The 25589-nt window shown below is 74.2% G+C and carries 25 protein-coding genes; 20 read left to right on the top strand and 5 right to left on the bottom strand.

Annotated features, from left to right (window positions below; genetic code table 11):
• The first annotated feature begins 142 nt into the window (after positions 1-142).
• The 6 genes from BAW75_RS24880 (at position 143) to BAW75_RS24855 (ending at position 7394) form a co-directional block, all read left to right on the top strand.
• Positions 143-862: a TIGR03936 family radical SAM-associated protein gene (locus tag BAW75_RS24880; RefSeq protein WP_082931182.1), complete on the top strand. Its 720-nt coding sequence runs from the start codon at positions 143-145 to the stop codon at positions 860-862.
• Between the two features lie 130 nt (positions 863-992).
• Positions 993-4469 (top strand): Rne/Rng family ribonuclease, encoded by a 3477-nt coding sequence (locus tag BAW75_RS24875; RefSeq protein WP_104115072.1) that lies wholly within the window; start codon positions 993-995, stop codon positions 4467-4469.
• Between the two features lie 294 nt (positions 4470-4763).
• Positions 4764-5078, top strand: a complete 315-nt coding sequence (gene rplU, locus BAW75_RS24870) for a 50S ribosomal protein L21 (protein WP_018787289.1) — start codon at positions 4764-4766, stop codon at positions 5076-5078.
• Between the two features lie 11 nt (positions 5079-5089).
• Positions 5090-5344: a 50S ribosomal protein L27 gene (gene rpmA / locus BAW75_RS24865; RefSeq protein WP_013288010.1), complete on the top strand. Its 255-nt coding sequence runs from the start codon at positions 5090-5092 to the stop codon at positions 5342-5344.
• An 89-nt stretch (positions 5345-5433) separates the two neighbouring features.
• Positions 5434-6885, top strand: a complete 1452-nt coding sequence (obgE, locus tag BAW75_RS24860) for a GTPase ObgE (RefSeq protein WP_043328970.1) — start codon at positions 5434-5436, stop codon at positions 6883-6885.
• A 59-nt stretch (positions 6886-6944) separates the two neighbouring features.
• The gene (locus BAW75_RS24855; protein WP_064448720.1) at positions 6945-7394 is read left to right on the top strand and encodes a GNAT family N-acetyltransferase; all 450 of its coding nucleotides are present in this window, start codon (positions 6945-6947) and stop codon (positions 7392-7394) included.
• A 16-nt stretch (positions 7395-7410) separates the two neighbouring features.
• Here BAW75_RS24855 and BAW75_RS24850 read toward each other — a convergent pair whose 3' ends face one another.
• Positions 7411-8070, bottom strand: a complete 660-nt coding sequence (locus tag BAW75_RS24850) for a DUF6766 family protein (RefSeq protein ID WP_043328972.1) — start codon at positions 8068-8070, stop codon at positions 7411-7413.
• Between the two features lie 85 nt (positions 8071-8155).
• A complete protein-coding gene (locus BAW75_RS24845; RefSeq protein ID WP_208635303.1) occupies positions 8156-8620 on the bottom strand; it encodes a DUF4383 domain-containing protein in 465 nt (154 codons plus the stop codon).
• 210 nt (positions 8621-8830) lie between these two features.
• Here BAW75_RS24845 and BAW75_RS24840 point away from each other — a divergent pair, with 210 nt between their 5' ends.
• Genes BAW75_RS24840 through BAW75_RS24830 form a run of 3 tightly spaced genes read left to right on the top strand, consistent with a single transcriptional unit; the run spans position 8831 to position 10738 of the window.
• Entirely contained in the window at positions 8831-9616 is a 786-nt protein-coding gene (locus BAW75_RS24840; RefSeq protein WP_104115070.1) for a hypothetical protein, read from the top strand.
• A gap of 31 nt (positions 9617-9647) precedes the next feature.
• Positions 9648-10100 (top strand): phage holin family protein, encoded by a 453-nt coding sequence (locus tag BAW75_RS24835; RefSeq protein ID WP_064448735.1) that lies wholly within the window; start codon positions 9648-9650, stop codon positions 10098-10100.
• Positions 10097-10738 (top strand): DUF3618 domain-containing protein, encoded by a 642-nt coding sequence (locus tag BAW75_RS24830; protein ID WP_104115069.1) that lies wholly within the window; start codon positions 10097-10099, stop codon positions 10736-10738. The genes BAW75_RS24835 and BAW75_RS24830 overlap by 4 nt, the downstream gene beginning before the upstream one ends.
• A 16-nt stretch (positions 10739-10754) precedes the next feature.
• On the opposite strand, the gene BAW75_RS24825 is transcribed toward BAW75_RS24830, so the two are convergent.
• Positions 10755-11876 carry a glycosyltransferase family 2 protein gene (locus tag BAW75_RS24825; protein ID WP_104115068.1) on the bottom strand — a complete coding sequence of 374 codons (1122 nt, stop codon included), beginning with the start codon at positions 11874-11876 and terminating at the stop codon, positions 10755-10757.
• 122 nt (positions 11877-11998) lie between these two features.
• On the opposite strand from BAW75_RS24825, the gene BAW75_RS24820 reads away from it, so the two are divergent.
• Both BAW75_RS24820 and BAW75_RS24815 read left to right on the top strand, forming a co-directional pair.
• Positions 11999-12637 (top strand): SRPBCC family protein, encoded by a 639-nt coding sequence (locus tag BAW75_RS24820; RefSeq protein ID WP_104115067.1) that lies wholly within the window; start codon positions 11999-12001, stop codon positions 12635-12637.
• Positions 12634-13812, top strand: coding sequence for a zinc-dependent alcohol dehydrogenase (locus BAW75_RS24815; protein WP_104115066.1), 1179 nt, complete (start codon positions 12634-12636; stop codon positions 13810-13812). Before BAW75_RS24820 ends, BAW75_RS24815 begins: the two co-directional genes overlap by 4 nt.
• A gap of 23 nt (positions 13813-13835) precedes the next feature.
• Here the strand turns inward: BAW75_RS24815 and BAW75_RS24810 are convergent, their stop codons facing one another.
• Entirely contained in the window at positions 13836-15119 is a 1284-nt protein-coding gene (locus BAW75_RS24810; RefSeq protein ID WP_104115065.1) for a cytochrome P450, read from the bottom strand.
• A gap of 239 nt (positions 15120-15358) precedes the next feature.
• On the opposite strand from BAW75_RS24810, the gene BAW75_RS24805 reads away from it, so the two are divergent.
• Positions 15359-15745 carry a hypothetical protein gene (locus BAW75_RS24805; protein ID WP_104115064.1) on the top strand — a complete coding sequence of 129 codons (387 nt, stop codon included), beginning with the start codon at positions 15359-15361 and terminating at the stop codon, positions 15743-15745.
• 7 nt (positions 15746-15752) lie between these two features.
• Here BAW75_RS24805 and BAW75_RS24800 read toward each other — a convergent pair whose 3' ends face one another.
• Positions 15753-15971: a DUF397 domain-containing protein gene (locus BAW75_RS24800; RefSeq protein WP_013287999.1), complete on the bottom strand. Its 219-nt coding sequence runs from the start codon at positions 15969-15971 to the stop codon at positions 15753-15755.
• 66 nt (positions 15972-16037) lie between these two features.
• On the opposite strand from BAW75_RS24800, the gene pepN reads away from it, so the two are divergent.
• From pepN to BAW75_RS24760, 8 genes are all read left to right on the top strand, one after another.
• Positions 16038-18554, top strand: coding sequence for an aminopeptidase N (pepN, locus tag BAW75_RS24795; RefSeq protein ID WP_104115063.1), 2517 nt, complete (start codon positions 16038-16040; stop codon positions 18552-18554).
• An 89-nt stretch (positions 18555-18643) separates the two neighbouring features.
• Positions 18644-19240: a nicotinate-nucleotide adenylyltransferase gene (gene nadD / locus BAW75_RS24790; RefSeq protein WP_030503098.1), complete on the top strand. Its 597-nt coding sequence runs from the start codon at positions 18644-18646 to the stop codon at positions 19238-19240.
• Positions 19241-19350: 110 nt separating this feature from the next.
• On the top strand, positions 19351-19755 hold the full coding sequence (gene rsfS, locus BAW75_RS24785) for a ribosome silencing factor (protein ID WP_104115062.1): 405 nt from the start codon (positions 19351-19353) through the stop codon (positions 19753-19755).
• The gene (locus BAW75_RS24780) at positions 19752-20381 is read left to right on the top strand and encodes a histidine phosphatase family protein (RefSeq protein WP_104115061.1); all 630 of its coding nucleotides are present in this window, start codon (positions 19752-19754) and stop codon (positions 20379-20381) included. Before rsfS ends, BAW75_RS24780 begins: the two co-directional genes overlap by 4 nt.
• 48 nt (positions 20382-20429) lie before the next feature.
• Positions 20430-21284, top strand: coding sequence for a DegV family protein (locus tag BAW75_RS24775; RefSeq protein WP_104115076.1), 855 nt, complete (start codon positions 20430-20432; stop codon positions 21282-21284).
• A 9-nt stretch (positions 21285-21293) separates the two neighbouring features.
• Complete coding sequence (locus BAW75_RS24770; RefSeq protein WP_104115060.1) at positions 21294-22070, top strand: SDR family NAD(P)-dependent oxidoreductase; 777 nt, start codon at positions 21294-21296, stop codon at positions 22068-22070.
• 125 nt (positions 22071-22195) lie between these two features.
• Positions 22196-23074 carry a ComEA family DNA-binding protein gene (locus BAW75_RS24765; RefSeq protein WP_104115059.1) on the top strand — a complete coding sequence of 293 codons (879 nt, stop codon included), beginning with the start codon at positions 22196-22198 and terminating at the stop codon, positions 23072-23074.
• A gap of 59 nt (positions 23075-23133) precedes the next feature.
• A complete protein-coding gene (locus BAW75_RS24760) occupies positions 23134-25485 on the top strand; it encodes a ComEC/Rec2 family competence protein (protein WP_104115058.1) in 2352 nt (783 codons plus the stop codon).
• Positions 25486-25589: the final 104 nt, after the last annotated feature.

Below are 25589 nucleotides of genomic sequence, written 5' to 3'. Positions count from 1 at the left end.
GTGGGTGGGGTGGCCCCGGGTGTGGGGCACCGTGGGTGCTGCGCCAGGATGGGACCGATACGCAGGCACAGCCGAGGAGCTCACGATCGCCAGAAAGCCTCAACCCGAGGGCGGCCAGGCCCCCGTCGTCCAGCGGGTCCGTATCCGGTACGCCAAGCGGGGACCGCTGCGTTTCACCTCGCACCGGGACTTCGCCCGGGCCTTCGAGCGCGCGCTGCGCCGGGCCGGCGTGCCGATCGCCTTCTCCCAGGGCTTCACCCCACACCCCAAGATCTCGTACGCCTCGGCGGCGCCCACAGGTGTGGCCAGCGAGGCGGAGTACCTGGAGATCGGGCTGCGTGAGCCGGTCGACCCGGCGCGGCTGCGCGAGGCCCTCGACGCAGCGCTCTCGCCCGGACTCGACGTGATCGACGCAGTGGAGGCCACCGGCGGCAGCCTCGCCGACCGGATCGAGGCGTCGTACTGGCGGATCGAGCTGCCCGAGGTCGACCCGAAGGTGCTGGCGGGGGCCGTGGCGGCCTTCACCGCCGCCGAGGAGGTCCTGGTCGAGCGGATGACCAAGCAGGGGCGGCGTACGTTCGACGCCCGTGCGGCAGTGGTGTCCATCGATGTGGTGTCTCCGTCTGAGACGCCTTCCGAAGCGGCGGCCGTACCGTGTGCGATACTCGAACTGGTCGTGCGGCAGGTCACCCCGTCCGTTCGGCCCGATGACGTCCTGTCCGGCCTCCGTGCGGTGGCCGCCCTGGAGCCGCCGGTCACCCCGAAGGTGATTCGGCTGGCGCAGGGCACGCTGACCGCGCAGGGCGAGATCGTCGATCCGTTGGAAGCGGATCGCGACGGGGCAACCATCGGAGAGCGCTGACCGTCGGTCAACGCTCTGGCAGGCAGACTTCGGCGGTCGCGCGTTTGCGCGCCCGGCGGAAACACCTTTGCGGCAACCCTGCGTGGCAGCGCTCACCCGCGCCCGGGGCAGCCAGAACTGGAGAACGTCCATGCTCGAGAACGAGCCCGAGGGCGGCGAACGGACCGGCGCAGAGCCGACCGGGACGCCCGCCGACAACGCCGCCACCGCCTCCGGCACCGCCGCGAGCGCGGCCTCCGCCGGCGCCCAGGGTGCCGCCTCCGGCAGCGCCGACGACGGCACCGCCCAGGGCGTCGCCAGTGCGGAAGGCGCCACCGCTGAAGGCGTCGCCGCCCTGGAGGGCGTCGCCGAGACCAAGCCGCCGGCCCGTAAGCGGGCCAGCCGTCGCAAGGCCGCCCCGCTGAACCAGCCGGAGCAGACCGACGCGCCGGTCGAGGCGTCCACCGCGGCGACCGGCAGCGGCGAGTCGCCGCAGGCCCAGGTGCTCGCACCGATCGCCGGAGAGCTGGACACCGCGCCCAAGACCACCCGGCGGCGTCGTAAGGCGACCCCGGCGAAGGCGGTCGAGGAACCGGTGGCCGCGGCAGGTGTGGAGGCCGCCTCGGAGGAGGTCGTGCCGCCGGTCAAGGTGACCCGGACCCGTCGTCGCAAGGCCACGCCGCCGGCTGCCGAGACCGTCGCGCCGGACGAGACCGCCGCCGGCGGGCAGACGGCCACGGACGGGGTGATCGACGGGCCGGTCTCCGCGCCCGGGGGTGACCTGATCGCCGAGGGCCGCGCCGACATCGACGGTGCCGAGGCCACCGCGTCGGGCCAGGCCGGCGTCGCGGAGAGCACGGGTACCGCCGGGCGGTCCCGCACCCGCCGCCGCACCGCCACCGGCGACAGGGCCGCCAGCCGGGACCGGACCACCACCACCGACGAACAGGCCGCCGCCACCGGCGACACGACCGCCACCGGCGACAAAGCCGCTATCGGCGAGAGGGCAGCCACCGGCGACAAGGCCGCCGCCGGGAGCAGGACCGCCGCCGGTGACAAGGCGATCGCCGGCATCGGTGAGCCCATTAGCGAGGACGTCGAGGACGAGGACGCCGAGGCCGGGACCGTCGAGGACGCGAGCGCCGCGGGTGCGCGTACCCACGAGGTCGACCTGGCCCGCAGCGGCGGCCCGGCGGACGCGACGGGCGTCGTGTCGACGGGCGCCGCCGTGCCGCGCGTGGACGAGGAGCCGGCCGAGCCGACGCCGCCCACCACCCGGCGGCGTCGTGCCGCGCTCTCCGCGCCGACCGTCCTGTTCATGGCGCCGCAGCCCGACGAGGCGCCCGCCGTCCAGGTCACGTACCCGGCGGCGGAGGAGCCGATCGAGGAAGCGGTCGAGACCGGCCGGCGCCGCCGTCGCGCCCGCCGGGAGGTCGAGCCGGTCGAGGCCGAGGCCGAGCCGGAGGTCGTCGAGGAGGAGCCGGCCGCCGAGGCCGAGGAGTCCGCCGAGATCGACGAGGACGACGAGACGGCCGCCGGCCGGCGGCGTCGTCGCCGTGGTCGCCGGGGCCGGGGCCGGGGCAAGGGTGGCGCCGACGAGGCCGACGACGAGGACGTCGAGGAGCCCGCCGCGGCCGAGACCGCCGAGGACGAGACCGAGGAGTCCGCCGAGGACGAGGAGCCCGACGGCGAGGGGATGACCCGCCGCCGTCGCCGCCGTCGCCGCCGCGGCGCGGGGGAGGCGGACACCGCCGCCGAGGACGGCGTGCCCACCGTCGTCAAGATCCGTGAGCCGCGCAAGCCGGTCGACGAGGTGCAGGGCGTCTCCGGCTCGACGCGGCTGGAGGCCAAGCGGCAGCGCCGCCGGGACGGCCGCGAGCAGCGGCGTACCCGGCCGCCGATCCTGAGCGAGTCGGAGTTCCTGGCCCGCCGTGAGGCGGTCGACCGGGTGATGGTGGTCCGCCAGCGCGGCGACCGCACCCAGATCGCCGTGCTCGAGGACGGCGTGCTGGTCGAGCACTACGTGACCCGCAACTCGTCCGCCACCATGGCCGGCAACGTCTACCTGGGCAAGGTCCAGAACGTGCTGCCGAGCATGGAGGCCGCCTTCGTCGACATCGGGCGCGGGCGCAACGCGGTGCTGTACGCCGGCGAGGTCAACTGGGACGCCACCGGCCTGGAGGGCCGGGCGCGCTCGATCGAGCAGGCGCTGCGCTCCGGCGACTCGGTGCTCGTGCAGGTGACCAAGGACCCGATCGGGCACAAGGGCGCGCGGCTGACCAGTCACATCGCGCTCTCCGGCCGGCACCTGGTCTACGTGCCGAACGGCAACGCCTCCGGCATCAGCCGCAAGCTGCCCGACACCGAGCGCAAGCGGCTGCGGGACGCGCTGAAGAAGCTGGTGCCGGACGGCGCCGGGGTGATCGTCCGGACCGCGGCCGAGGGCGCCAGCGAGGACGAGTTGGCGCGTGACGTCAAGCGGCTGCAGGCGCAGTGGGAGGACATCCAGGCCAAGGCGACCGAGGGCGGCGCCCCGGTGCTGCTCTACGAGGAGCCGGACCTGGTCATCCGCGTGGTCCGGGACCTCTTCAACGAGGACTTCCGCGAGCTGGTCATCGAGGGCGAGTCCGCGTACGACCTGGTCGAGTCGTACCTGTCGCACGTGTCGCCGGACCTGGTGGCGCGGCTGCGCCGGCACGCCGGGGTGGCGGACGTATTCGCCGAGTACCGGATCGACGAGCAGATCCTCAAGGGGCTGGACCGGAAGGTCTTCCTCCCCTCCGGCGGCTCGCTGGTGATCGACCGCACCGAGGCGATGACCGTCATCGACGTCAACACCGGCAAGTACACCGGCTCCGGCGGCAACCTGGAGGAGACGGTCACCCGCAACAACCTGGAGGCGGCCGAGGAGATCGTGCGTCAGCTGCGGCTGCGCGACCTCGGCGGCATCGTGGTGATCGACTTCATCGACATGGTGCTGGAGTCGAACCGGGAGCTGGTGCTGCGCCGGCTCACCGAGTGCCTGGGCCGGGACCGCACCAAGCACCAGGTCACCGAGATCACCTCGCTCGGCCTGGTGCAGATGACCCGTAAGCGCATCGGCGCGGGCCTGCTGGAGGCGTTCAGCGAGACCTGCGAGTGCTGCAAGGGCCGGGGCGTGATCATTCACACCGAGCCGGTGCCGGAGAAGCCGCGCGGCGGCGCGGGCGAGAAGGTCAAGGCGGTCGCCTCGGCGGTCGCCGCGCCGGCCGAGGAGAAGAGCGGCCGACGCCGGGGCCGCAAGGCCGCCGCGGAGAAGCCGGCCGTGGAGGCCGTACCGGAGCAACCGGCCGCGCAGCCGCAGGCCGCCACCGAGCCGCCCGCTGCGGTCGCGCCGCCGGAGCGGACCGTCGCCGAGGTGGTCGAGACCGATGACGACTACTACGACACCCAGGGCTACGACCTGTCCCGGTTCGAGACGGACACGCCCGCCGCCCCGGCGGTTGCGGACAGCCAGGAGGGCGACTCGGCCCGGCTGGCCGCCGCCGACGACCCGGACGCGATCGGTGACGGCGACAGCGACGACGACAGCGGCGCCCCGCGCCGGCGGACCCGCCGTGGCGGCGCCCGGCGGCGTACCCGGCCGTAGGGCACTGACCTGCGCGAACAGGGCCCCCGATCCACGCCTGGCGTGTGGCGCGGGGGCCCTGTCGTGCCGGTGGGCCTCGGGTAAGAGCCGCCTACCGGCAGCCCGGTTTGGGGAGCGGGCCGGGTATGGCGTAGGCTTGCCTGCGGCGCACTTTGGTGTGCCGAGTTCCCGCGTGCCCGCGCCGCCGGTGTCACGGCTCCCGGCGAGACGCCGTGGGAACGACCGCCGACGGTGTGACAACCGGCAGCGGTGGAACAGACGCCAGCAGCCTCAACGACAGGGAGTCCGCCTCCGATGTACGCGATCGTCAAGACCGGCGGCAAGCAGTACAAGGTCGCCGAGGGCGACGTGATCGAGGTCGAGAAGCTCGCCGGTGCCCCCGGCGACGCGGTGAAGCTCACCGCGGTGCTCCTCGTCGACGGTGACGACCTGGTGACCGACGCGGCGAAGCTCGCCAAGGTCGCGGTGTCCGGCGAGATCGCCGCGCACACCAAGGGCCCGAAGATCCGGATCCACAAGTTCAAGAACAAGACCGGCTACCACAAGCGCCAGGGTCACCGCCAGCCGCTGACCCAGGTCAAGGTGACCGGCATCTCCAGCGGGAAGTAGGTCGTCCTCCAATGGCTCACAAAAAGGGTGCGTCCAGCTCGCGTAACGGCCGTGACTCCGCGGCCCAGCGGCTCGGCGTGAAGCGCTTCGGTGGTCAGGTCGTCAGCGCGGGTGAGATCCTCATCCGTCAGCGTGGCACCAAGTTCCACCCCGGTGACCTGGTCGGCCGTGGCGGCGACGACACGCTGTTCGCGCTGGCCGCCGGCTCGGTTCAGTTCGGCACCAAGCGCGGTCGCAAGACCGTCAGCATCGTGCCGCAGCAGTAGTTTTCTGGCCAAGCGGGCCGCGGACCTCTGGTCCCGGCCCGCTTCGCCTTTTCACGCGCGGGGCGGACCCCGCTGGAAGGATTGGCGTCGTGACGACGTTCGTTGACCGGGTCGTCCTGCACATGCAGGCCGGCGACGGCGGGCACGGCTGTGTCTCGATCCACCGGGAGAAGTTCAAGCCGTTCGGCGGGCCGGACGGCGGCAACGGCGGCCACGGCGGCAGCGTGTCCCTGGTGGTCGACGCGCAGGTCACCACGCTGCTCGACTTCCACTTCCGGCCCCACCTGAAGGCCGAGAACGGCAAGGGCGGGGCCGGCTCGAACCGGGACGGCGCGAACGGCCGCGACCTGGTCATCAAGGTGCCCAACGGCACCGTGGTGCAGAGCCTCGACGGCGAGGTCCTGGCCGACATGGTCGGCGTGGGCACCACGTTCGAGGCGGCCCGGGGCGGCCGGGGCGGACGCGGCAACGCCTCGCTGGCGAACGCCCGCCGCAAGGCGCCCGGCTTCGCCGAGCTGGGTGAGCCCGGCGACCGGCTGGACGTGGTGCTGGAGCTCAAGAGCGTCGCCGACGTGGGCCTGGTCGGCTTCCCGTCGGCCGGCAAGTCGTCGCTGATCTCGGTGATCTCCGCGGCCAAGCCGAAGATCGCCGACTACCCGTTCACCACGCTGGTGCCGAACCTGGGCGTGGTCCGGGTGGACAACCACACCTTCACCGTCGCCGACGTACCGGGCCTGATCCCGGGCGCGGCCAGCGGCAAGGGCCTGGGCCTGGAGTTCCTCCGCCACGTCGAGCGCTGCGCCGTGCTGGTGCACGTGGTCGACACCGCGACGCTGGAGCCCGGCCGGGACCCGCTCGCCGACATCGACGCCATCGAGTCGGAGCTGTCCCAGTACGGCGGGCTCGCCGACCGGCCCCGGCTGGTCGCGCTCAACAAGGTCGACGTGCCCGACGGCAAGGACCTCGCCGACATCGTCCGCCCCGACCTGGAGGCCCGCGGCCTGCGCGTCTTCGACGTCTCCACCGCCACCCGCGAGGGCCTGCGCGAGCTGACGTACGCGATGGCGGAGCTGGTCGAGCAGGGCCGCCGGGCCGCCCCGCCGGCCGAGCCGACCCGGATCGTGATCCGCCCGAAGGCGGTCGACGACGCCGGCTTCACCATCGAGGCCGAGCCGGACGGCTCGTACACGGTGCGCGGCAGCCGGCCGGAGCGCTGGGTCAAGCAGACCAACTTCGACAACGACGAGGCGGTGGGTTACCTGGCCGACCGGCTGGCCCGCCTCGGCGTCGAGGAGAAGCTCGCCAAGGCCGGCGCGCAGGCCGGTGACCTGGTGCGCATCGGCGAACGGGAGTTCGACTGGCAACCGACGCTCTACGCCGGTGTCGACTTCGTACCCGGTAACCGGGGCACCGACGTGCGGCTGGAGGAGAAGTCGAACCGTCCGTCGGCGTCCGACCGGCTGGCGGCCCGCAAGGCCCGCCGGGTCCGCCCGGAGGACGAGATCGAGGCCGCGGCCGCGGCGGAAGCGGACGTCGAGTAGCCGTCTGCGGGACGGTGGCGGGAAACCTGCGCGAAATCCGGCGGATCTAGCGTACGGGCATGTTGATCGAGTCCCGTCCCGCCACCGACCCGGAGATCGCCGCGCTCGTCGTCGCCCAGCAGCGTGAGCTGCGCGACGCGGACGGCGGGCTGGACGGGCAGGTGACGGTCGTGCACACCGACATCCACTACCTGGCCGCCGTGGTGGGCGGCCGGGCGGTCGGCTGCGGTGGGCTCCAGGCGCTCGACGCCGACACCGGTGAGCTGAAGCGGATGTACGTGCGACCGGCGTTCCGGGGGCGGGGCATCGCCCGGCAGTTGCTCGTCGCGCTGGAGGAGCTGGCGTTCCGGGCGGGGCACCGGACGGTGTGCCTGGAGACGGGCACCTACCTGCCGGCGGCGATCTCGCTCTACCGGTCCAGCGGCTACGAGCCGATCCCGGTGTACGGCGAGTACGTGGACAACCCGTACAGCGTCTGCTTCGCCAAGCGGCTGCCGGTGGCGGCCTGATCGGCCGGCCTGACGCTCAGGCGCTGGTCTGGGCGTGCGGCGCGGTGACCGGCTTCGACTCCGGGCTGGCGTGCTGGCGCAGCACGATGCTGAGCAGGATCAGCACGCCGACGGCGAGGAACTCGCTCTGCCAGTTCTGCATCGACTGGAACCAGAAGTCGCTGGTGCCGAGGAACTGCCAGGCGCTGATCGGGGCGGCACCGCTCTCCAGCGCCTGCTCCTGGTTGTAGGCGGCCACGCCGCCGAACAGGTGCCCCAGGAACGAGCCGCCGAAGATCATCAGAAGCGCGATGGCGAGGCTGTTCCGGTAGACCACGAGCGGCAGCCCGCCGACCCGTACCGGCCAGGGCGAGTCGGGGCGGGCGTGGTCCCGGTTGTCCTCCGGCCGGTCCGTCTGGTCCTCCGGCTTCGACTCGGCCGAGCCCTTCTGCACCAGGTACGCGGTGAGCAGCACGTAGCCGCCCATCTGGAGGAACTCCGACTCCCAGTTCTCGAACACCGCCTCGGCGAAGTGCCCGGTGCCGAGATAGGCCCACCAGCTCAGCGGCTCGATGCCGTACCGGCTCAGCTCCTCGTTGTGCACCTGCCAGCCGAAGACGCTCTGCAGCAGCAGGAAGACCAGGAACGCGCCGAGCATGGCGACCGAGAGCATGTTGTCGCGCAACCACCGTGGCATCGCCGGACCTCCTCGACCCGCTCGCGCCTGCCCTCCTGCCCGGCATCGGGTCGGGACAAACGCCGCACCGGCGTGTCGCGCCTGGTCAGGGACGGTCGAACGGGGCCTCCACCCGGGTGCCGGTGCCGAGGTTGTTGTTCAGCAGCAGGCCGGCCGCGAGCATGCCGAAGCCGAGGAACAGGTGCAGCCAGTTGTCGGCGTCGTTCACCGGCACGAAGTTCGCCGAGGTCTCCCGGTCGATGGCGAAGCCGTACAGCCACAGCACCAGGTAGAGCGCGCCGCCGCCGGCGAGGAACACCCGCGCCCCGGCCAGCCGCCGCGCCATGACCAGACCGACCAGGCCGAACAGCAGGTGCACCAGGTTGTGCAGCACCGACACCTGGAACACCCCGAGCAGCTTCGCCTCGGAGTGGTGCCCGGCGAACGTCATCTCGCCGTAGTGCGTGGTGATGCCGGGTACGAAACCGAGCACGCCGATCAGCGCGAAGACGGCTGCCGCCGCGAGGGCGACCTTCTGCACCGTAGGCCGGGCGGGCGCGTGTTCGCGCACGTCACGTGCCATCCCTGTCACCCCCCGTGGACTCGCCGCCGCCCGGGCGGGCAGGCATTCCATTCTCTGACCGGAGCGGGTCGCTCCCGCAGAGAAATCACGAATCAGGCATGGACCGGTCGACCGGGGGTAGGGCGATTGTCATGCGGAAACAAATCCGCGTACCCCCCGAGAACACCCGCTGGGAAACACACGAGCGGAAGGGACATCATGACTCAGGATCTTTCCCCGGCTTCTGCCACGTACCAGTCGACGAACGGCGGCGGCGTGCGTGACCAGGCCCGCCAGGTGGGCTCCGACGCCGCGAGCGCTGGTGGCGCCGTGGCGCAGACCGCCAAGGAGCAGGGTCGGGAGGTGGTGGGCGAGGCCAAGCGACAGGCCCGCGACCTTTACGGCGAGACCCGCAGCCAGGTCACCGCCCAGGCCGGGGAGGAGCAGCAGCGCGCCGCCAGCGGCCTGCGGTCGCTCGCCGACGAGATGCGCACCATGGCGCAGCAGGGGGGCGGCTCCGGCCCGGTCACCGAGCTGGCCCACCAGGCGGCCGAGCGGGTGCACGGCGTGGCCGGCTGGCTGGAGCAGCGCGAGCCGGGCGACCTGCTCAACGAGGTGAAGAACTACGCCCGTCGCAACCCCGGCACGTTCCTCGTCGGCGCCGCGCTGCTCGGCGTGGTCGCCGGGCGGCTCACCCGCAACATCACCGCGCTCGGCGACGACAACAGCGGCGCGCGGCCGGCGTACGACCCGGACCGCACGGCCGTCATCCCGACCGCGCGTGAGGTGCCGGACCAGGTGCCGCCGGGCGGCTACCTCGACCCGACGCCGGGCAGCTACGCCGAGCCGGACCCGGGCTACTCCGCGCCGGGCGCGACCTACCCGACCGGCGGCGCCCCGAACACCTGGGCCGACCCGGCGGGTGGCACCGGTCAGCCGCTGCCGCCGCCGGAGCGCACCGACCCGCTGCCGGGCGTCCCGTCCACCGGCGCTCCCCGCCCGTGACCGGCCGCACCGGCAGAAGGGAGGCGACGGCATGACTGTACCCACGCAGGACCCCGGCTATCAGGCGGCGGGCGCCCCGCCCCACGCCGACGAGGTGCGCGGCAGCTCGCTCGGCGACCTGATGCGCCAGGTCACCACTGACCTGTCCACGCTGATGCGGCAGGAGGTCGAACTGGCGAAGGCGGAGATCCGCCAGGAGGGCAAGAAGGCGGGCAAGGCCGCCGGCCTGTTCGGCGGCGCCGGTTTCGGCGGCTACATGGTGGCGCTCTTCGTCTCGATCGCGATCTGGCAGTTCCTCGACAACGTCATGGACTCCGGGCTGGCCGCGCTGATCGTGGCCGTCGTCTGGGCCGCTGTCGCGGCGGTCCTGTACTCGATGGGCAAGAAGAACGCCGAGCGGATCCGCGGCCTGAAGCAGACGAACGACAGCGTGCAGCGCATCCCCGACGCGCTCAAGCCGCACCCGGAGGGAGTCATCCGATGAGCACCGATCCCGAGCAGATCCGCCGCGAGATCGAAGCGACCCGCAACAACCTCAGCTCGGACGTGGACGCCCTGGCGTACAAGGTCAGCCCGGGCCGCATCGTCGACGACCGCAAGCAGCGCGTGCGCAGCGCGCTGACGAACGTGAAGGACAAGGTGATGGGAACCGCATCGGACCTCGGCCACAGCACCGGCCACGCCGCCCACTCGGTGGGCGACCACGCCTCCTCGATGGCCTCCACGGTGGGCGACAAGGCGCACTCGGCCGCCGCCACGGTGGGCGACGCCGCCCACCGGGCGCCGCAGGTGGTGCGGCGCAAGTCCGAGGGCAACCCGATCGCCGCCGGCGTGATCGCCTTCGGCGTCGGCATGCTGGTCTCCTCGCTGATCCCCGCCACCCGCCGCGAGCAGCAGGTCGCCGCGCAGGTCAAGGAGAAGGCCGCCGAGCACGGCGGCGTGGTCAAGGAGAAGCTGGGCGAGGTCGCCGGTGAGCTGAAGGAGGAGCTGCGCGAGCCCGCGCAGCACGCCGCCGAGTCGGTGAAGGCCACCGCGCAGGACGCCGCGTACGCGGTCAAGGACGACGGCCGCGCCGCGGCGCAGGACGTGCGGCACAGCGCCGAGCAGGCGCGGTCCTCCTGAAGGCCCGCGCTCTCGGTTAGGAAGGGCCCCTTCTTATCGCCTCGCGATAAGAAGGGGCCCTTCCTTTCACCTCAGCGGGCATCGACCCGGTCTGCACCCAGAGCACCAGCTCGTCCGGGCGGTGCCGGGTCGTCCGCCGCCGCAGCGCACGTGTGGAGTTGGCCGCCACCCGCAGCCGGGCGCCCGCGTACGGCACCCCGCCGCGCAGCCGCCGGCCCACCGCCAGCCACGCGCACAGCCCGCGTTCCAGCGCCCAGAGCGGCGCGGCCAGGCTGGTGTGCGCCGGGAACACCGCCGCGCCGCCGGCCCGTCGCCGGCCCAGCTCCGCCACCGCGACAGTCGCCAGCCCGGCCCGCAGCAGCAGCCCGGGCCGGCGGGTGGCGAGCGCGGCCGCCGTCGCGGGCAGCACCGCCAGCGCGGCGAGCAGCCACGCCGGCCGGGCCGTCTCGTCGTACGCCTGGCGGACGCGCTGCCCGAGGAAGTGCGCCGCGGAGGGCGGGAGCCGCCGCACGTACAGCCACGCCGGGGTGGCGGTGCTGCCGCCGTACGCGCGCACGGTCCGGACCAGCTCCAGGTTCTCGAAGAGCACGTCCGGGTCGTAGCCGCCCATCGCCAGGAACGTGCCCCGCCGCACCCCGAGCGTGCCGGGCCAGTCCCCGCCGAACGCGCGGGCGAGCAGCGTCCGGCCGGTGTCCCACCAGGCGTGCCAGGGCAGCGGGTCGAAGTGGTTCTGCGGGCGGACCAGGTCGACCCCGTCCAGCAGCTGGTGCACGGCGCGCAGGGCCGGCAGGTCGTACCGGATGTCGTCGTCGGCGATCACCACGTGCTCGTGCCGGGCCAGCGCGACGCCGGTGAGCACCCCGAGCACCTTGCCGTTGCGTCCGCGCAGCGCCGGGTCCGGCGGCACGTGCCGCACCAGCCCGTCCCAGGCGGCGGCGTGCCGGGCGAACAGCTCCGGCGCCGATCCGTCGACCACCACCACGTCGACCCAGTGGCTCAGCCGGCGCAGGTACCCGGTCAGCTCGTCCAGGCCGCCGTCGTCGTGGGCGCGCAGCGGCAGGACGTACGCCATCGGCAGCCGGACCGGCGCGGACGCGGCGCCCTCGTCGCGCGGCTGCGCGGCGGTCGGTCGGGTCATGTCGTCTCCCCTCGTGCCGGGTGACGCGACTTGCCCGGAATGCGGCTGCTGAAACCGTTTCGGGCGGGCTGTGTCGGGTAGCGCACCCGGATACGGGACGGTCCGAGTCGGGAGGAGACGTGATGCCCAGCAACGCGACGAGATGGGCGCTGGCCGGCGCCGCCGCGGTGACCGCGCTCGGAGTCACCCGGACGGTGGCCCGGCGACGGCACCGGCACCAGCCCGACCGCGAGGACGGCTGGTACGTGGTGCGCCGCGGCATCACCGTGGACCGGCCGGTCGACGCGGTGATCGGGTTCTGGACCGACCGGGAACGGCTCGATCGAGGGCTGGCCGAGTGGGCCACGCTGGAGCAGCTCGACGCGAACCGGTGGCGCTGCGTGGCGGCCGACCCGGCCGGCGGCGGCACCGAGTGGCGGGCCGAGATCACCGTCGACGGCCCGGGCCGGTTGAGCTGGCGGGTCACCGACGGGCCGGTGGCCCAGCCCGCCCGGGTCGAGCTGGTGACCGCGCCGCAGGATCGGGGCACCGAGATCCGGGCCGAGCTGCGCTGGCGCTCCGGGCCGATCCGGCGCGCGGTCGGGCTGGCCGGTGGCACCGACCCGGACCTGGGGCTGCGCACCGCGCTGCGCCGGATCAAGTCGCTGATCGAGACCGGGCACGTGCTGGACACCCGGCACGACCCGTCCGGGCGCAGCCCGCGTCAGGAGCGGGCGACGGACAAGGTACGCGAGAAGCTGATGGTGGGAGGACGGCCGTGAGGGCGTTGTGCTGGGAGGGCGTCGGGAAGCTGGCCGTACGGGACGTGCCGGAGCCGACCATCAGGTCCGGCGGCGACATCCTCGTCAAGGTGCGCGCGAGCAGCGTCTGCGGCTCCGACCTGCATCTGATCAACGGCTACCTGCCGGCGATGCGCGAGGGGGACATCCTCGGCCACGAGTTCATGGGTGAGGTGGTCGAGACCGGCCCCGACGTGCGGCGCATCTCCGTCGGTGACCGGGTGGTGGTCGGCTCGGTGGTGGCCTGCGGCTCGTGCTGGTACTGCCGCACCGAGCAGTTCTCGCTCTGCGACAACTCCAACCCGCAGCCGGTCTTCACCGAGAAGCTGTGGGGCCACTCGCCGGCCGGCATCCTCGGCTACTCGCACGCGGCCGGCGGCTACTCCGGCAGCCACGCCGAGTACATCCGGGTGCCGTTCGGCGACGTCGGCGCGTTCACCGTGCCGGACGGGGTGCCGGACGACTCGGTCGTGTTCGCCTCCGACGCCATGCCGACCGGCTGGATGGCCGCCGACTTCTGCAACCTCAAGGGCGGCGAGGTGGTGGCGGTCTGGGGCGCCGGCGGCGTCGGTCAGATGGCGGCCCGGTCCGCGCAGATCCTCGGCGCCGAGCGGGTGGTGGTCATCGACCGGCTGCCGGAACGGCTCGCCACCGCGTCGCAGCGCCTCGGCGTCGAGACGATCAACTACGCCGAGACCGACGTGCTGGAGGCGCTGCGGGAGATGACCGCTGGGCGCGGCCCGGACGCCTGCATCGAGGCCGTCGGCATGGAGTCGCACGACGTCGGCCCGGCGTACGCGTACGACAAGGCAAAGCAGACGGTACGCGCGCAGACCGACCGGCCCACCTCGGTCCGGCAGGCGATCATGGCGGCTCGCAAGGGCGGCACGGTGAGCATCGTCGGCGTGTACGGCGGCCTGGTGGACAAGTTCCCGCTCGGCGCGGCCATGAACAAGGCCCTGGTGCTGCGGATGGGGCAGATGCACGCCCAGCGCTACATCCCGATGCTGCTGGACCGGGTCGCGGCCGGCGAGATCGACCCCGGCTACCTGGCCACCCACCCGATGTCGCTGGAGCAGGGCGCCCGGGGTTACGAGATCTTCGAGAAGAAGGAGGACGGCTGCCTGCGTACCGTGCTGCACCCGCAGGCCGCCTGACCGCCCGACGAGGGGGCGCCCGTTCAGCGCAGCGGGCGCACCCCGCCGGCCCGATGTACCGCGTCGACCGGGCGTACGCCGTCGAGCACCAGCCCGCTGGGCGGCAGCGCCGGCATGGCGCCCAGGTCGAGCGCCAGGTCCTGCGGCGGTACGCGGTAGTCCATCGTGCCGGCCAGGTTCGTCACGGCCCGCTTCATCAGCTCGATGGTGATCCACTCGCCGGCGCAGCGGTGGCCGGTGAAGTGGTCGCCGCCGCCCTGCGGGACCAGGCCGAACGGGTCGTCGCGCCAGCCGGTGAAGCGCTCGGGGCGGAACTGCTCCGGCTCCGGCCACACGTCGGGGTGGTGATTGGTGCCGTACAGGTCGAGCAGCACCCGCCGGCCCTGCGGGAACGTGTACCCCCGCCACTGGAACGAGCGGCGCACCCGGGCCGCGGCGACCGGGAAGAACGGGTAGTAGCGGCGTACCTCCTGCACGAACCGCTCGGTCGCGGCGTCGTCGCCGGGCAGCCGGTCCCGCCAGTGCGGATGGTCGTGCAGCGCCAGCGCGGAGAAGACCACGTACCGGTCCACCGCGACTGTGGGGCGCAGCACGTTGAGCAGTTCCACTGCGGCGATCCGGCTGGGCAGCGGCAGTCCCCGCTCGTCCCGGTGCCCGCCGACGACCGCCAGCGCGCTGCCCTCCGGGGCGGGCACCGCGCCCGCGCGTACCCGTTCGATCAGGTCGCCGGCCCATCGTTGCGCGCGGTAGCGGCCGAGCCGGCCGCGCCAGTGCCGGGGGCCCAGCGCGGCCGGCGCCTCGATCATCGCGTGCATCTCGGCGGTGCGGCGCGGCACGTCGGCCTCGGCCAGCGGCACCCCGGCCCAGGCCCAGACCGTACGGGTCAGGATCTCGCCCACCTCGTCGTAGAGCACCACCGGGCCGTTGCGGGCCCAGACCGGGATCCGGGCCTGCCACTGTTCGTCGAAGATCTCCCCGAGGCGGCGGATCGCGGCCGACGTCATGATCGACATGAACATCGCCTTGCGGACCCGGTGCGCCTGCCCGTCCAGGCCCTGCACGCCGCCGACACCGGTGAGCGTGCGCTGCCCGCGCATCGGCATGGCGCCCCGCCGCACGAACCGCTCCTCGTCGTAGAACAGCTCGGCGGCCTCCCGGCCGCGCAGGCAGATCGTCGGCTCCAGCAGCAGCCGGGTCTGGAACACGTCGGTGCCGAGGCGGTCGCAGCGGGAGCCGACGAAACGGTAGCCCTCCCGGATGAAGGCGAGCGTGCTGTCCGGGCTCCGGTCGCTCGGCATGGTGCTCATGTCGGCTGCTCCTGACGCGGTTGGGCGGCGCTGCCTACCTACCCCGGGCGACGCCGCCGAACCCTTCATCTCAGCAGCTCGGGCCGCACGCGGGAGGGGCCAGCCGGTCGGGCGGACGCTGGCCCCTCCCCGGCGGCGGAAAAGCTGGTTCCCTCGAGGCACGCGGACCGGCGGCTACCGGTCCGGCGCCCGCCGGCGTGGTGTCCGGCGGCGGTCACCGGCGACGGGGGAGGGCACTGATGCGTGACGACAGCGCGGCACGGCGGCACCGCGAGGCGTGGGCCGGGCTGCGCGGGGACGGCCGCGACGGTCCGCTGATCGGCGGGCCCCGGCGCGCCGGGGCCCGCCCACCGCGGTACTTCACCGTGCACCTGGGCTTCGCCGCCACCGATCCCGCCGTCGCGCGGGAGCAGGCGGTGGCGTACGCCGAAGCGCTCGGCCTGCTCCGCCCGGAGCTGGCGCTCGGCGCGGCGGCCCTGTCCCCGGCGGACGCCTGGCACCGGGCCGAGCGGCTGTTCTGCGACGCGGTCGGGCCCGACGGCGAGCGCTGCGCCGGCGGCGCCGGGCACCCCGGCTTCCACCACGCGCCCGGTCCGGGCGGCCTCGGCTGGGGCGACGGTGACTGAGGTGCGCTCAGTCCAGGTCGAACTCGCCGTCCTGGGCGCCGGCGACGAACGCGTCCCACTCGGCCTGGGTGAAGACCAGCACGGGCCCGTCCGGCTCGGCGGAGTTGCGCATACCGATCAGGTCGTCGACGAATGCCACCTCGACCGCTCCCTCGGAGGTGTCGCCCTCTGCCCGCTGCCAAACCGCCCGGGAGAGGTCGAAATCGCCCTTGGGGTGCTGACCCATCGCTGCTCCTCCATCGCCATGCGTAACGAGGCGGCCCGAGCGGACCACATCGGGCAGGATAAGCGGATGCCGAGCCTCACCCGTGCAGAGGCGACCGCGCGCCGCGCGTCGATCACCGTCGAGTCCTACGATGTGGACCTCGACCTGACCGGCGACGCCGAGCGGTTCCGCTCCGCCGTCACCATCCGGTTCCGGGCCACCCCCGGCGCCGAGACCTTCGTCGACGTCAAGCCGCGCCGACTCCTCGCCGCCCGCCTCAACGACAGCGACCTCGACCCGGCCCTGCTGGCGGACGGCCGGCTGCCGCTGACCGGCCTGGCCGCCGACAACACGCTCACCGTCGAGGCCGAGATGGCCTACTCCAACACCGGCGAGGGGCTGCACCGGTTCGTCGACCCGGCCGACGGCGAGACCTACCTCTACGCGCTGTCCTTCCTGGACGAGGGGCCGCGCCTCTTCGCCGCGTTCGACCAGCCCGACCTGAAGGCCCCGGTGACGCTGACCGTCACCGCGCCGCCGGAGTGGACAGTCGCCGCCAACGGGCCGCTCGCCGACCGGCCCGCACCCGGCCGCTGGGAGTTCGCCACCACCGAGCCGCTGGCCACCTACTTCGTCTCGCTGATCGCCGGGCCGTGGCACGTGCTGCGCGCCGAGCACGACGGCATCCCGCTCGGCCTCTACTGCCGGCGCTCGCTCGCCGAGCACCTGGATGTCGACGCCGACGAGATCTTCACAGTCACCCGCCAGTGCCTCGACCGCTTCCACGAGCTGTTCGCCGAACGCTATCCGTTCGGCAAGTACGACCAGGCGTTCGTGCCCGAGTTCAACGCCGGCGCGATGGAGAACCCGGGCCTGGTCACGATCCGCGACGACTACGTCTTCCGCTCGGCGGTGACCGACACCCAGCGGGAGCTGCGCGCCACGACCATCGCCCACGAGATGGCGCACATGTGGTTCGGCGACCTGGTCACCATGAGCTGGTGGGACGACCTGTGGCTCAACGAGTCCTTCGCCGAATACCTGGGCACCCGGGTCACCGCCGAGGCGACCCGGTTCGACCGGGCGTGGACCACGTTCGCGAGCCGTCGCAAGGCCTGGGGCTACACCGCCGACCAGCGCCCCTCCACCCATCCGGTCGCGCCGGAGGAGGTGGCAGACGCCGCCCGGGCGCTGCTGAACTTCGACGGCATCTCGTACGCCAAGGGCGCCAGCGTCCTGCGCCAGCTCGTCGCCTGGCTCGGTGACGAGGCGTTCCTGGCCGGGCTGAACGCGCACTTCGCCGCGCACCGCTTCGGCAACGCGACGCTCGCCGACCTGCTGGCCGCCCTGGGTACGGCGAGCGGCCGCGACCTGGCCGGCTGGGCGGAACGCTGGCTGCGCCGCGCGCAGGTGAACACGCTGCGGGTCGACACCGCCGTGGACGCCGACGGGCGGTGGACCGACGTGGCGATCGTGCAGACCGCCCCGGCGAGCCACCCGGTGCTGCGGCCGCACCGTATCGGCGTGGCCCACCACACCGCCGACGGCCCGGCGTACCGGTTCGACGTCGACCTCGACCCCGACGCCGACGGCGGCCGGACGCCGCTGCCCGAGCTGGTCGGACGGCCCGCCACCGGGCTCGTGCTGCCGAACGCCGGTGACCTGACGTTCGCCAAGATCCGCCTCGACCCGGCCTCGGCGGACGCGGTGCCGCTGCTGCTGCCGGGGCTCGACGATCCGCTTGCCCGGGCGCTGCTCTGGGGCGAGGCGCTGGACGCGGTCACCGACGGGGAACGGCCGGCCGGCGCGCTGGCCGCGCTGATCGCGGCGGCGCTGCCCGCCGAGACCGAGGTGACGATCGTCGAGGACGTGCTGCTGCTCAGTCGCCGGCTGATCGACCGCTACCTCGACCCGCTCGGCCGGGACGCGGCGCTGCTGCGGGTGGCGACCGCCTGCGCGGCGTTGCTCGACTCGGCCCCCGCGGGCGGTTCCCTGCAACTGGCGGCGGCGCGGGGCCTGATCGCCGCCACCACCGACACCGCGATGCTCGCCGGCTGGCTGGCCGGTAAGGACGTGCCGTCGGGGCTGGCCGTGGACACCGACCTGCGCTGGGCGGTGCTGCGCCGGCTGGTGGTGCTCGGCGCGGCCGGTACGCCGCAGATCGACGCCGAGGCCGACGCCGACCGCAGCGCCAGCCGCGCCGAGCAGGCCACCGCGTGCCGGGCCGCGCTGCCCGACGCCGACGCGAAGCGGGCCGCCTGGGAGATCGTCACCCGCAGCACCGAGCTGTCCAACCGCCTGGTCGAGGCGACCGCCGAGGGCTTCTGGCAGCCCGAGCAGGCAGAGCTGACCGCCGGGTACGTGCAGCGCTACTTCACCGACATGCCGGCGGCGGCGCGTCTGCGTACCGCGTGGGTGGCCGACGCGGTCACGGTGGCCGCCTACCCCCGCTACGCCGTGGCGCAGCCCACCCGGGAGATGGCCGCGGCGCTGCTGGCCCGCGACGACCTGACGCCGGGCCTGCGGCGCTGGGTGACCGACCTGGACGACGACATGCGCCGGGCGCTCGTGGCCCGGACGGCGGTGGCCGCCGCGTCGGCCTGAGCTGGGAGTGCGCCGGGTGGGGGACCGCCCGGCGCGCTCGACGGCGGACCCCGCCCGGGGCCGTCGGGCGGGCGGCCTACGATCGCTGGGTGGAGGAAGACATCCGGCGGGTCGGCATCATGGGCGGCACGTTCGACCCGATCCACCACGGGCACCTGGTGGCGGCGAGCGAGGTGGCCGACCGGTTCGGTCTGGACGAGGTGGTCTTCGTGCCCACCGGACAGCCGTGGCAGAAGGCGGAGGAAGCGGTCACCCCGGCTGAGGACCGTTATCTGATGACGGTGATCGCCACCGCCTCCAACCCGCGCTTCCAGGTGAGCCGGGTCGACATCGACCGCGGCGGCCCCACCTACACCGTCGACACGCTGCGCGACCTGCACGCCGAGTACGGCGCGAAGGCGCAGCTGTTCTTCATCACCGGCGCGGACGCGCTGGAGCGCATCCTCTCCTGGAAGGATCTGGACGAGGCGCTCGAACTGGCCCACTTCATCGGCGTTACCCGGCCCGGCTTCGAACTGACCGACAAGCACCTGCCGGCCGACTCGGTGAGCCTCGTGCAGGTGCCCGCGATGGCGATCTCCTCGACCGACTGCCGCGCGCGGGTCGCCCGGGGCGAACCGGTGTGGTATCTGGTGCCCGACGGTGTGGTGCAGTACATCGCGAAACGACGTCTCTATCAGCGGTGATTCCGCGCTTTATGTCCGCGTTTGTGCCTGAAATCGACCAGAACTGACAAGTCGCCGCACCGCCGGGTGTGAGAGGCTTGGAGGGTCGCACGGTTGATCGAAGGAGAACGGTGACAGTTTCCGAGCGCGCGCACGAGCTGGCGATGGCCGCCGCCCAGGCCGCGGCCGACAAGAAGGCACAGGACATCGTCATCATCGACGTGGGCGACCAGCTCGCGATCACCGACGCGTTCCTGCTGGCCGCCGCTCCGAACGAGCGTCAGGTGCTCGCCATCGTCGACGCCATCGAGGAGCGCCTGCTGGAGCTGCCGGAGAAGGCCAAGCCGGTGCGCCGCGAAGGCGAGCGCGGCGGCCGCTGGGTGCTGCTCGACTACGTCGACATCGTGGTCCACGTCCAGCACACCGAGGAGCGCGAGTTCTACGCGCTCGAACGGCTCTGGAAGGACTGCCCGCAGATCCCGTTCACCGATCGCGACCTGGCCGACTCGGCCGCCGGCAGCGCCACCGCCGAATGACCCGACTGATCATCTGGCGGCACGGCAACACCGACTGGAACGCCGCGAGCCGCGTCCAGGGCCAGACCGACGTGCCCCTCAACGACCTCGGCCGCGAGCAGGCCCACGCCGCCGCCCCGGTACTCGCCGCGCTGCGCCCGGACGCGATCGTCGCCAGCGACCTGCGCCGGGCCGCCGACACCGCCGCCGCGCTCGCGGCGCTGACCGGGCTGCCGGTCCGCACCGACGCGCGGCTGCGGGAACGGCACTTCGGCCAGTGGCAGGGCCTCACCCTGACCGAGGTGGCCGAACGGTTCCCCGACGAGTACGCCCGCTGGCGGGCCGGAGACCCGGACCCGGGCGCCGGCCTCGAACCCCTGGGTGACCTGGGTGCCCGGCTCGGCGCCGGGTTCCAGGACGCGGCCGACCTCGCCGTCGGCGGCACGGTCGTGGTGACCACGCACGGCGGCGGCGCCCGGCAGGGCGTCGGGCACCTGCTCGGCTGGGACCACACGGTGCTGCGCAGCCTCGGCGCGCTGGCGAACTGCCACTGGACCGAACTGCGCCACAACGACGTCCGGGGCTGGCACCTGCGCGCGCACAACGTCGGTCTGGTCACCCGGGCGGCGCTCACCGACGCGGTCTGACACCTCCGGCCCCGGCGTGTCACCGCGCCATCGGCTAGCGTGCCGGTCATGCCCGTCGCGGTCGTCACCGACTCCACCGCCTACCTGCCCTCCGACCTGGCCCGCGCACGCGGGCTCACCGTCGTCCCGCTCACAGTCGTCCTCAACGGCGCCGAAGGGCTGGAGGGCGTCGAGACCTCACCCGCCGACGCCACCCGCGCGCTGAGCGCCCGGCGGGTCTCGGTGAGCACGTCCCGGCCCGCGCCGGAACAGTTCGTGCAGGTCTACCGCACGCTGCTCGCCGAGGGTGCCGACGGCGTGGTGTCGGTGCACCTGTCCGCCGAGCTGTCCGGCACCGTCGAGGCCGCCCGGCTCGCCGCCGCCGAGGTCGGCGACGACCGCGTCACGGTCGTGGACAGCCGATCCACAGGCATGGGCCTCGGCTTCCCGGCGCTCGCGGCCGCCGCGGCCGCCGCGCGGGGCGCCGACCTGACCGGGGTACGCGACGCGGCGCTGGACGCGGTCGCCCGCACCACCATCTACTTCTACGTCGACACGCTGGAGTTCCTGCGCCGGGGCGGCCGGATCAACGCGGCCGAGGCGCTGCTCGGCACCGCGCTCTCGGTAAAGCCGATCATGCACATGCCGGATGGCGCGATCGTGGTGAAGGACAAGGTCCGTACCGCCAGCCGGGGAGTCGCGCGGCTGGTCGACCTCGCCGTCGAGGCGGCAGACGACGCCCAGGTCGACGTCGCGGTGCACCACCTCGCCGCGCCGCAGCGGGCCGAGCAGTTGCTGACGGCGCTGACCGAGCGGCTGGGCGACCGGCTGCACGACACGTACGTCACCGAGGCCGGAGCGGTGGTCGCCGCCCACGCCGGGCCGGGGCTGGCGTGCGTGGTGGTCCACCGCCGTACACCCTAGGGTGGCCGGATGAACCTCCGGTCGTATGTCGTCACCGGCGGCGGGCGCGGCGTCGGACGCGCCATCGTCGAACGGCTGGCCACCGACGGCGGCATCGTGGTCGTGGTCGAACGGGACACGAGCGCACTGGACTGGCTGGCCCGGCATCCGCTCGCCGACCGGCTGCACACCGTGACCGGGGACGCCGGCGACGAGGCGGTCACCGGCCGGGCCGCCGACCGCGCCGAGGCGTACGCGCCACTGGCCGGCTGGGTCAACAACGCCGCCGTCTTCCGCGACGCCGACCTGCACCGCGCGCCCGCGAGCGAGGTGGTCGACCTGATCACGCTCAACCTGCGGCCCGCCGTGGCCGGGGCCGGCACCGCCGTACGCCGGTTCCTGGCCGCCCGGACCGGCGGCGCGATCGTCAACGTCTCGTCCCACCAGGCCCGCCGGGCGGTGCCGGGCGCGCTGCCGTACGCCACCGCCAAGGCCGCGCTGGAAGGGCTGACCCGGGCGCTCGCCGTCGACTACGGCCGCCACGGGATCCGCGCCAACGCGGTGGCGCTCGGCTCCGTCCACACTGAACGGCACGCCGCCTACCTGGCCGGACTCGACCCGGCCGAGGTCGCGCGCGTCGAAGCGGAGATGGCCCGGCTGCACCCGCTCGGCCGGATCGGGCGTACCGACGAGGTGGCCGAGGTGGTCGCGTTCCTGCTCTCCGAACGCGCCTCGTTCGTCAACGGCGCGGTCGTGCCGGTCGACGGGGGACGGGCCGCGCTCGGCCTGGACCCGGAGGCGCGCTGACCGTAGTTTCGGCCACATAGCACGGCCAGGGCTTGATCGGGTGTGTGTCCACAGTCCCTTGGTTGTCCACAGGTGAGCGTTCATCGGCCGATGCGGGACGAGCTGTCGCCGTAGCGTCCCGAGCCGTGCCAGACGACGAGGAGACGACGGTACGGCGGCGGCTCGCCCGGCTGTTCGGGCCTGGGCCCGGCGAGGCCGAGCCGGGTCTCGGGCTGCGTCCCGGCTTCCCGGAGCGCGACGGCGGGCGGGAACCCTCGTCCGGGGCGAACCCCTGGTCCGCCGAGCCGGACGCCGACGACGGCCCGTCCCACGATGCTCCGGTGGCCGCGCGCGGCCTGGCGTCCCGGCTGCCCGGCCCCGGGGCGTTCGATCCCGGCCGCCGGGGTGTGCGGGCCGTCGCGGCGGTGGCGGCACTGGTGGTCGTGGTGGCCGCCGTCTGGGCCTGGCGCTCGCGTCCGAGCACCGAACCCGTGCCGCCGGTGACGGCGTCCTCCGAGGCGCCTGTGGGCGCGGCGACCGAGGCGGTCACCGGGGTGCCCGCGTCAGCCGGCGCACCGGGTCAGGTGGTCGTCGCGGTGGCCGGGAAGGTCCGCCGCCCCGGCCTGGTCCGGCTGCCGGCCGGCGCCCGGCTGGCCGACGCCGTCGAGGCAGCAGGCGGCGCGCTGCCCGGCGTCGACGTCGCGCTGCTCAACCCCGCCCGCAAGGTCACCGACGGTGAACTGATCCTGGTCGGTGTGACCGCCCCACCGGGACCGGGCGGGCCCGCCGCGGCGGGCGCAGGCGGTGCGCCGGGCGGACCTGCGGCGCCGGCCGGACCGGTCAACCTGAACACCGCGACGCTTGCCCAACTCGACGCGCTACCCGGCGTCGGCCCGGTGCTCGCCCAGCGGATCCTCGACCACCGCGACCAGCACGGCGGCTTCCGGTCCGTGTCCGACCTGCGGCAGGTCGACGGCATCGGCGACGCCCGGTACGAGCAGCTCAAGGAACTGGTGACGGTGTGACCGGCCGGCGTGCCCCTGCCTCGCCCGTCCTCGACGGTGACCCTGCGCCTGTCCGCGACGTGCCCGACCTGCGGCTGGCCGGGTTGGCGGTGGCCGCGTGGCTCGCCGCGCTGGCCGGGCTGCACCTCACCGTCCGGGCGACCGTGTGGACGGCCGCCGTCGCCGCCGCGCTCGCCCTCCTGGCGGGCCTGCGCCGCTGCGGTGTACTCGGTCGACCCGGCGAGCCGGCCCGCCGCTACGGCTGGATCGCGGTCGCCGTGCTGCTCGGCGTGGTCTGCGGGGCGGCCGCCACCGGCGCCCGGCTCGCGATCCGCGACGCCACGGCGGTACGAGCGCTGGTCACCGAAGGCGCAGTGGTCACCGCCGACCTCGTGCTGCGCGACGATCCCCGCCCGGTACGCGGTGCCCCCGGCCGGCCACCGATGCTCCTGGTCCGCGTCGACCTGGTCCGCCTCACCGGAGGCGACGGCGCGCGGGTCACCGGCCCGGTACGCGCCCTGGTGCTGGCCACCGACCCGGCCTGGCGGCCGCTGCTGCCGGGTCAGCGGGTCACCACCCAGGGGCGGCTGTCCGCCCCGCGCGGCGGTGACCTGACCGCCGCCGTGCTCTCCGCCGCCGATCCGCCCACGCTGCGCGGCAGCGCGTCCTGGCCGCAACGGGCGGCCGGGGTGCTGCGATCAGGGCTCCAGCGCGCCTGTGCGCCGCTGCCGGACGCGCCGGGCGGGCTGCTGCCCGGCCTCGTGGTGGGGGACACCAGCCGGCTGCTGCCCGAGGTGGAGGAGGACTTCCGGGCCACCGGGATGACGCACCTCAACGCGGTGTCCGGCTCCAACGTGGCGATAGTGGTCGGCGCGGTGCTGCTGCTGGCCCGCTGGGCGCGCGCCGGTCCGCGTACCGCCGCCACGCTTTGTGTGCTCGCCCTGGTCGGGTTCGTCATCCTGGTACGGCCCTCGCCGAGCGTGGTGCGCGCCGCCGCGATGGGTGCGATCGGGCTCGCCGCGCTGGCCGCCGGGCGGTCCCGGTCGGCGCTGCCCGCGCTCGCCGCGGCGGTCACCGGGCTGATCCTGTACGACCCGGACCTCGCGGGCGACCCGGGGTTCGCGTTGTCGGTCTGCGCCACCGGGGGACTGCTGCTGCTCGCGCCGGGATGGCGGGACGCGCTGCGCCGCCGGGGCGTACCGCCCGGGCTGGCCGAGGCGCTCGCCGTGCCGGCCGCCGCGCAGCTCGCCTGCGGCCCGGTGATCGCCGGACTGTCCGCGACGGTGAGCCTGGTGGCGGTGCCGGCGAACCTGTTGGCGGTGCCGGCCGTCGCGCCCGCCACTGTGCTCGGTGTGCTGGCGGCGGTGCTGTCGCCGGTGTGGCCGGGCGGCGCGGAGTTCCTGGCCTGGCTGGCGAGTTGGCCGGCGCGCTGGCTGGTGGCGGTGGCCGCGCACGGGGCGGACCTGCCGGCCGGGAACCTGCCCTGGGTGGGCGGGGTGGCCGGGGCCCTGCTGCTGGCGGGGGTGAGCGTGGCGCTGCTGCTCGCCTTCCGCCGACGCCGGGCGCGGCGGCTGGTCGCGGTCGTGGTGATGGCTGTGGTGCTCGGCGCGGCGCCGATCCGGTTGCTTGCCTCCGGCTGGCCGCCGCGCGGCTGGGTGGTGGTGGCGTGCGCGGTGGGACAGGGGGACGCCGTGGTGCTGCCGGTGGCGGCCGGCCGGGCCGTGGTGGTCGACGCCGGACCGGACCCGTCCGGCGTGGACGCCTGCCTGCGCCGCCTGCGCGTACGTGAGGTGTCGCTGCTGGTGGTCAGTCACTTCCACGTCGACCACGTCGGCGGCGTGGCCGGGGTGTTCCGGGGCCGGCGGGTGGGCGCGGTGGTGGGTCCGTCCTGGTCCGAGCCGCCCTACGGCGCCGCCCAGGTACGCGAGGCGGCCCGCCGGGCCGGTGCGCCGCTCGCCGCCGCGCAGGCGGGCTGGCGGTGGCGGGCCGGAGCGGTGGACCTGGTCGCGGTCGGGCCGCCGTACCCGCTGCGGGGCAGCCGGTCCGACCCGAACAACAACTCACTCGTCCTGACCGCCACCGTGGCCGGGGTACGGGTCCTGCTCGCCGGTGACGCCGAGACGGAGGAGCAGCGGGCGATGCTGGAGACGATGCCGGCCGCCGCGATCCGGGCCGACGTGCTGAAGGTGGCCCACCACGGCTCGGCGTACCAGGATCCGCAGTTCCTCGCCGCGGTGCGCCCGGCGGTGGCGCTGGTGTGCGTGGGCGTCGACAACGACTACGGGCATCCCAACGCCGGGCTGCTGGACCGGCTGGCCCGGGGCGGCGCGCGGGTGCTGCGTACCGACACCGGCGGTGACCTGGCCGCCGTGCGCGTCGGCGCCGGCCTCGCCGTGGTGACGCGCGGCCCCGATCCGGTACGACAGCGGTGAGCGGGCGAATCTTGTTGGGATAGATGGTGGATCAAGGCAAATGTCTGGATTTGCGCTGAGTGCGGGCTGTGCCGTCACAGTCCTCGATGACCAGGTCCGATCGG

The organism is Micromonospora chalcea, assembly GCF_002926165.1.
GTDB classification, from domain to species: domain Bacteria; phylum Actinomycetota; class Actinomycetes; order Mycobacteriales; family Micromonosporaceae; genus Micromonospora; species Micromonospora chalcea.
Note: the sequence above shows the minus strand (reverse complement) of the source record. Positions and strands in the feature narration are given on the sequence as shown.

Bases quoted from the DNA above. Each gene is read 5' to 3' on its own strand.
- BAW75_RS24875 (WP_104115072.1), top strand. From the start codon at position 993: ATGCTCGAGAACGAGCCCGAGGGCGGCGAACGGACCGGCGCAGAGCCG.
- rplU (WP_018787289.1), top strand. From the start codon at position 4,764: ATGTACGCGATCGTCAAGACCGGCGGCAAGCAGTACAAGGTCGCCGAG.
- rpmA (WP_013288010.1), top strand. From the start codon at position 5,090: ATGGCTCACAAAAAGGGTGCGTCCAGCTCGCGTAACGGCCGTGACTCC.
- BAW75_RS24855 (WP_064448720.1), top strand. From the start codon at position 6,945: ATGTTGATCGAGTCCCGTCCCGCCACCGACCCGGAGATCGCCGCGCTC.
- BAW75_RS24850 (WP_043328972.1), bottom strand. From the start codon at position 8,070: ATGCCACGGTGGTTGCGCGACAACATGCTCTCGGTCGCCATGCTCGGC.
- BAW75_RS24840 (WP_104115070.1), top strand. From the start codon at position 8,831: ATGACTCAGGATCTTTCCCCGGCTTCTGCCACGTACCAGTCGACGAAC.
- BAW75_RS24835 (WP_064448735.1), top strand. From the start codon at position 9,648: ATGACTGTACCCACGCAGGACCCCGGCTATCAGGCGGCGGGCGCCCCG.
- BAW75_RS24830 (WP_104115069.1), top strand. From the start codon at position 10,097: ATGAGCACCGATCCCGAGCAGATCCGCCGCGAGATCGAAGCGACCCGC.
- BAW75_RS24825 (WP_104115068.1), bottom strand. From the start codon at position 11,876: ATGACCCGACCGACCGCCGCGCAGCCGCGCGACGAGGGCGCCGCGTCC.
- BAW75_RS24820 (WP_104115067.1), top strand. From the start codon at position 11,999: ATGCCCAGCAACGCGACGAGATGGGCGCTGGCCGGCGCCGCCGCGGTG.
- BAW75_RS24810 (WP_104115065.1), bottom strand. From the start codon at position 15,119: ATGAGCACCATGCCGAGCGACCGGAGCCCGGACAGCACGCTCGCCTTC.
- BAW75_RS24805 (WP_104115064.1), top strand. From the start codon at position 15,359: ATGCGTGACGACAGCGCGGCACGGCGGCACCGCGAGGCGTGGGCCGGG.
- BAW75_RS24800 (WP_013287999.1), bottom strand. From the start codon at position 15,971: ATGGGTCAGCACCCCAAGGGCGATTTCGACCTCTCCCGGGCGGTTTGG.
- pepN (WP_104115063.1), top strand. From the start codon at position 16,038: ATGCCGAGCCTCACCCGTGCAGAGGCGACCGCGCGCCGCGCGTCGATC.
- BAW75_RS24780 (WP_104115061.1), top strand. From the start codon at position 19,752: ATGACCCGACTGATCATCTGGCGGCACGGCAACACCGACTGGAACGCC.
- BAW75_RS24775 (WP_104115076.1), top strand. From the start codon at position 20,430: ATGCCCGTCGCGGTCGTCACCGACTCCACCGCCTACCTGCCCTCCGAC.
- BAW75_RS24770 (WP_104115060.1), top strand. From the start codon at position 21,294: ATGAACCTCCGGTCGTATGTCGTCACCGGCGGCGGGCGCGGCGTCGGA.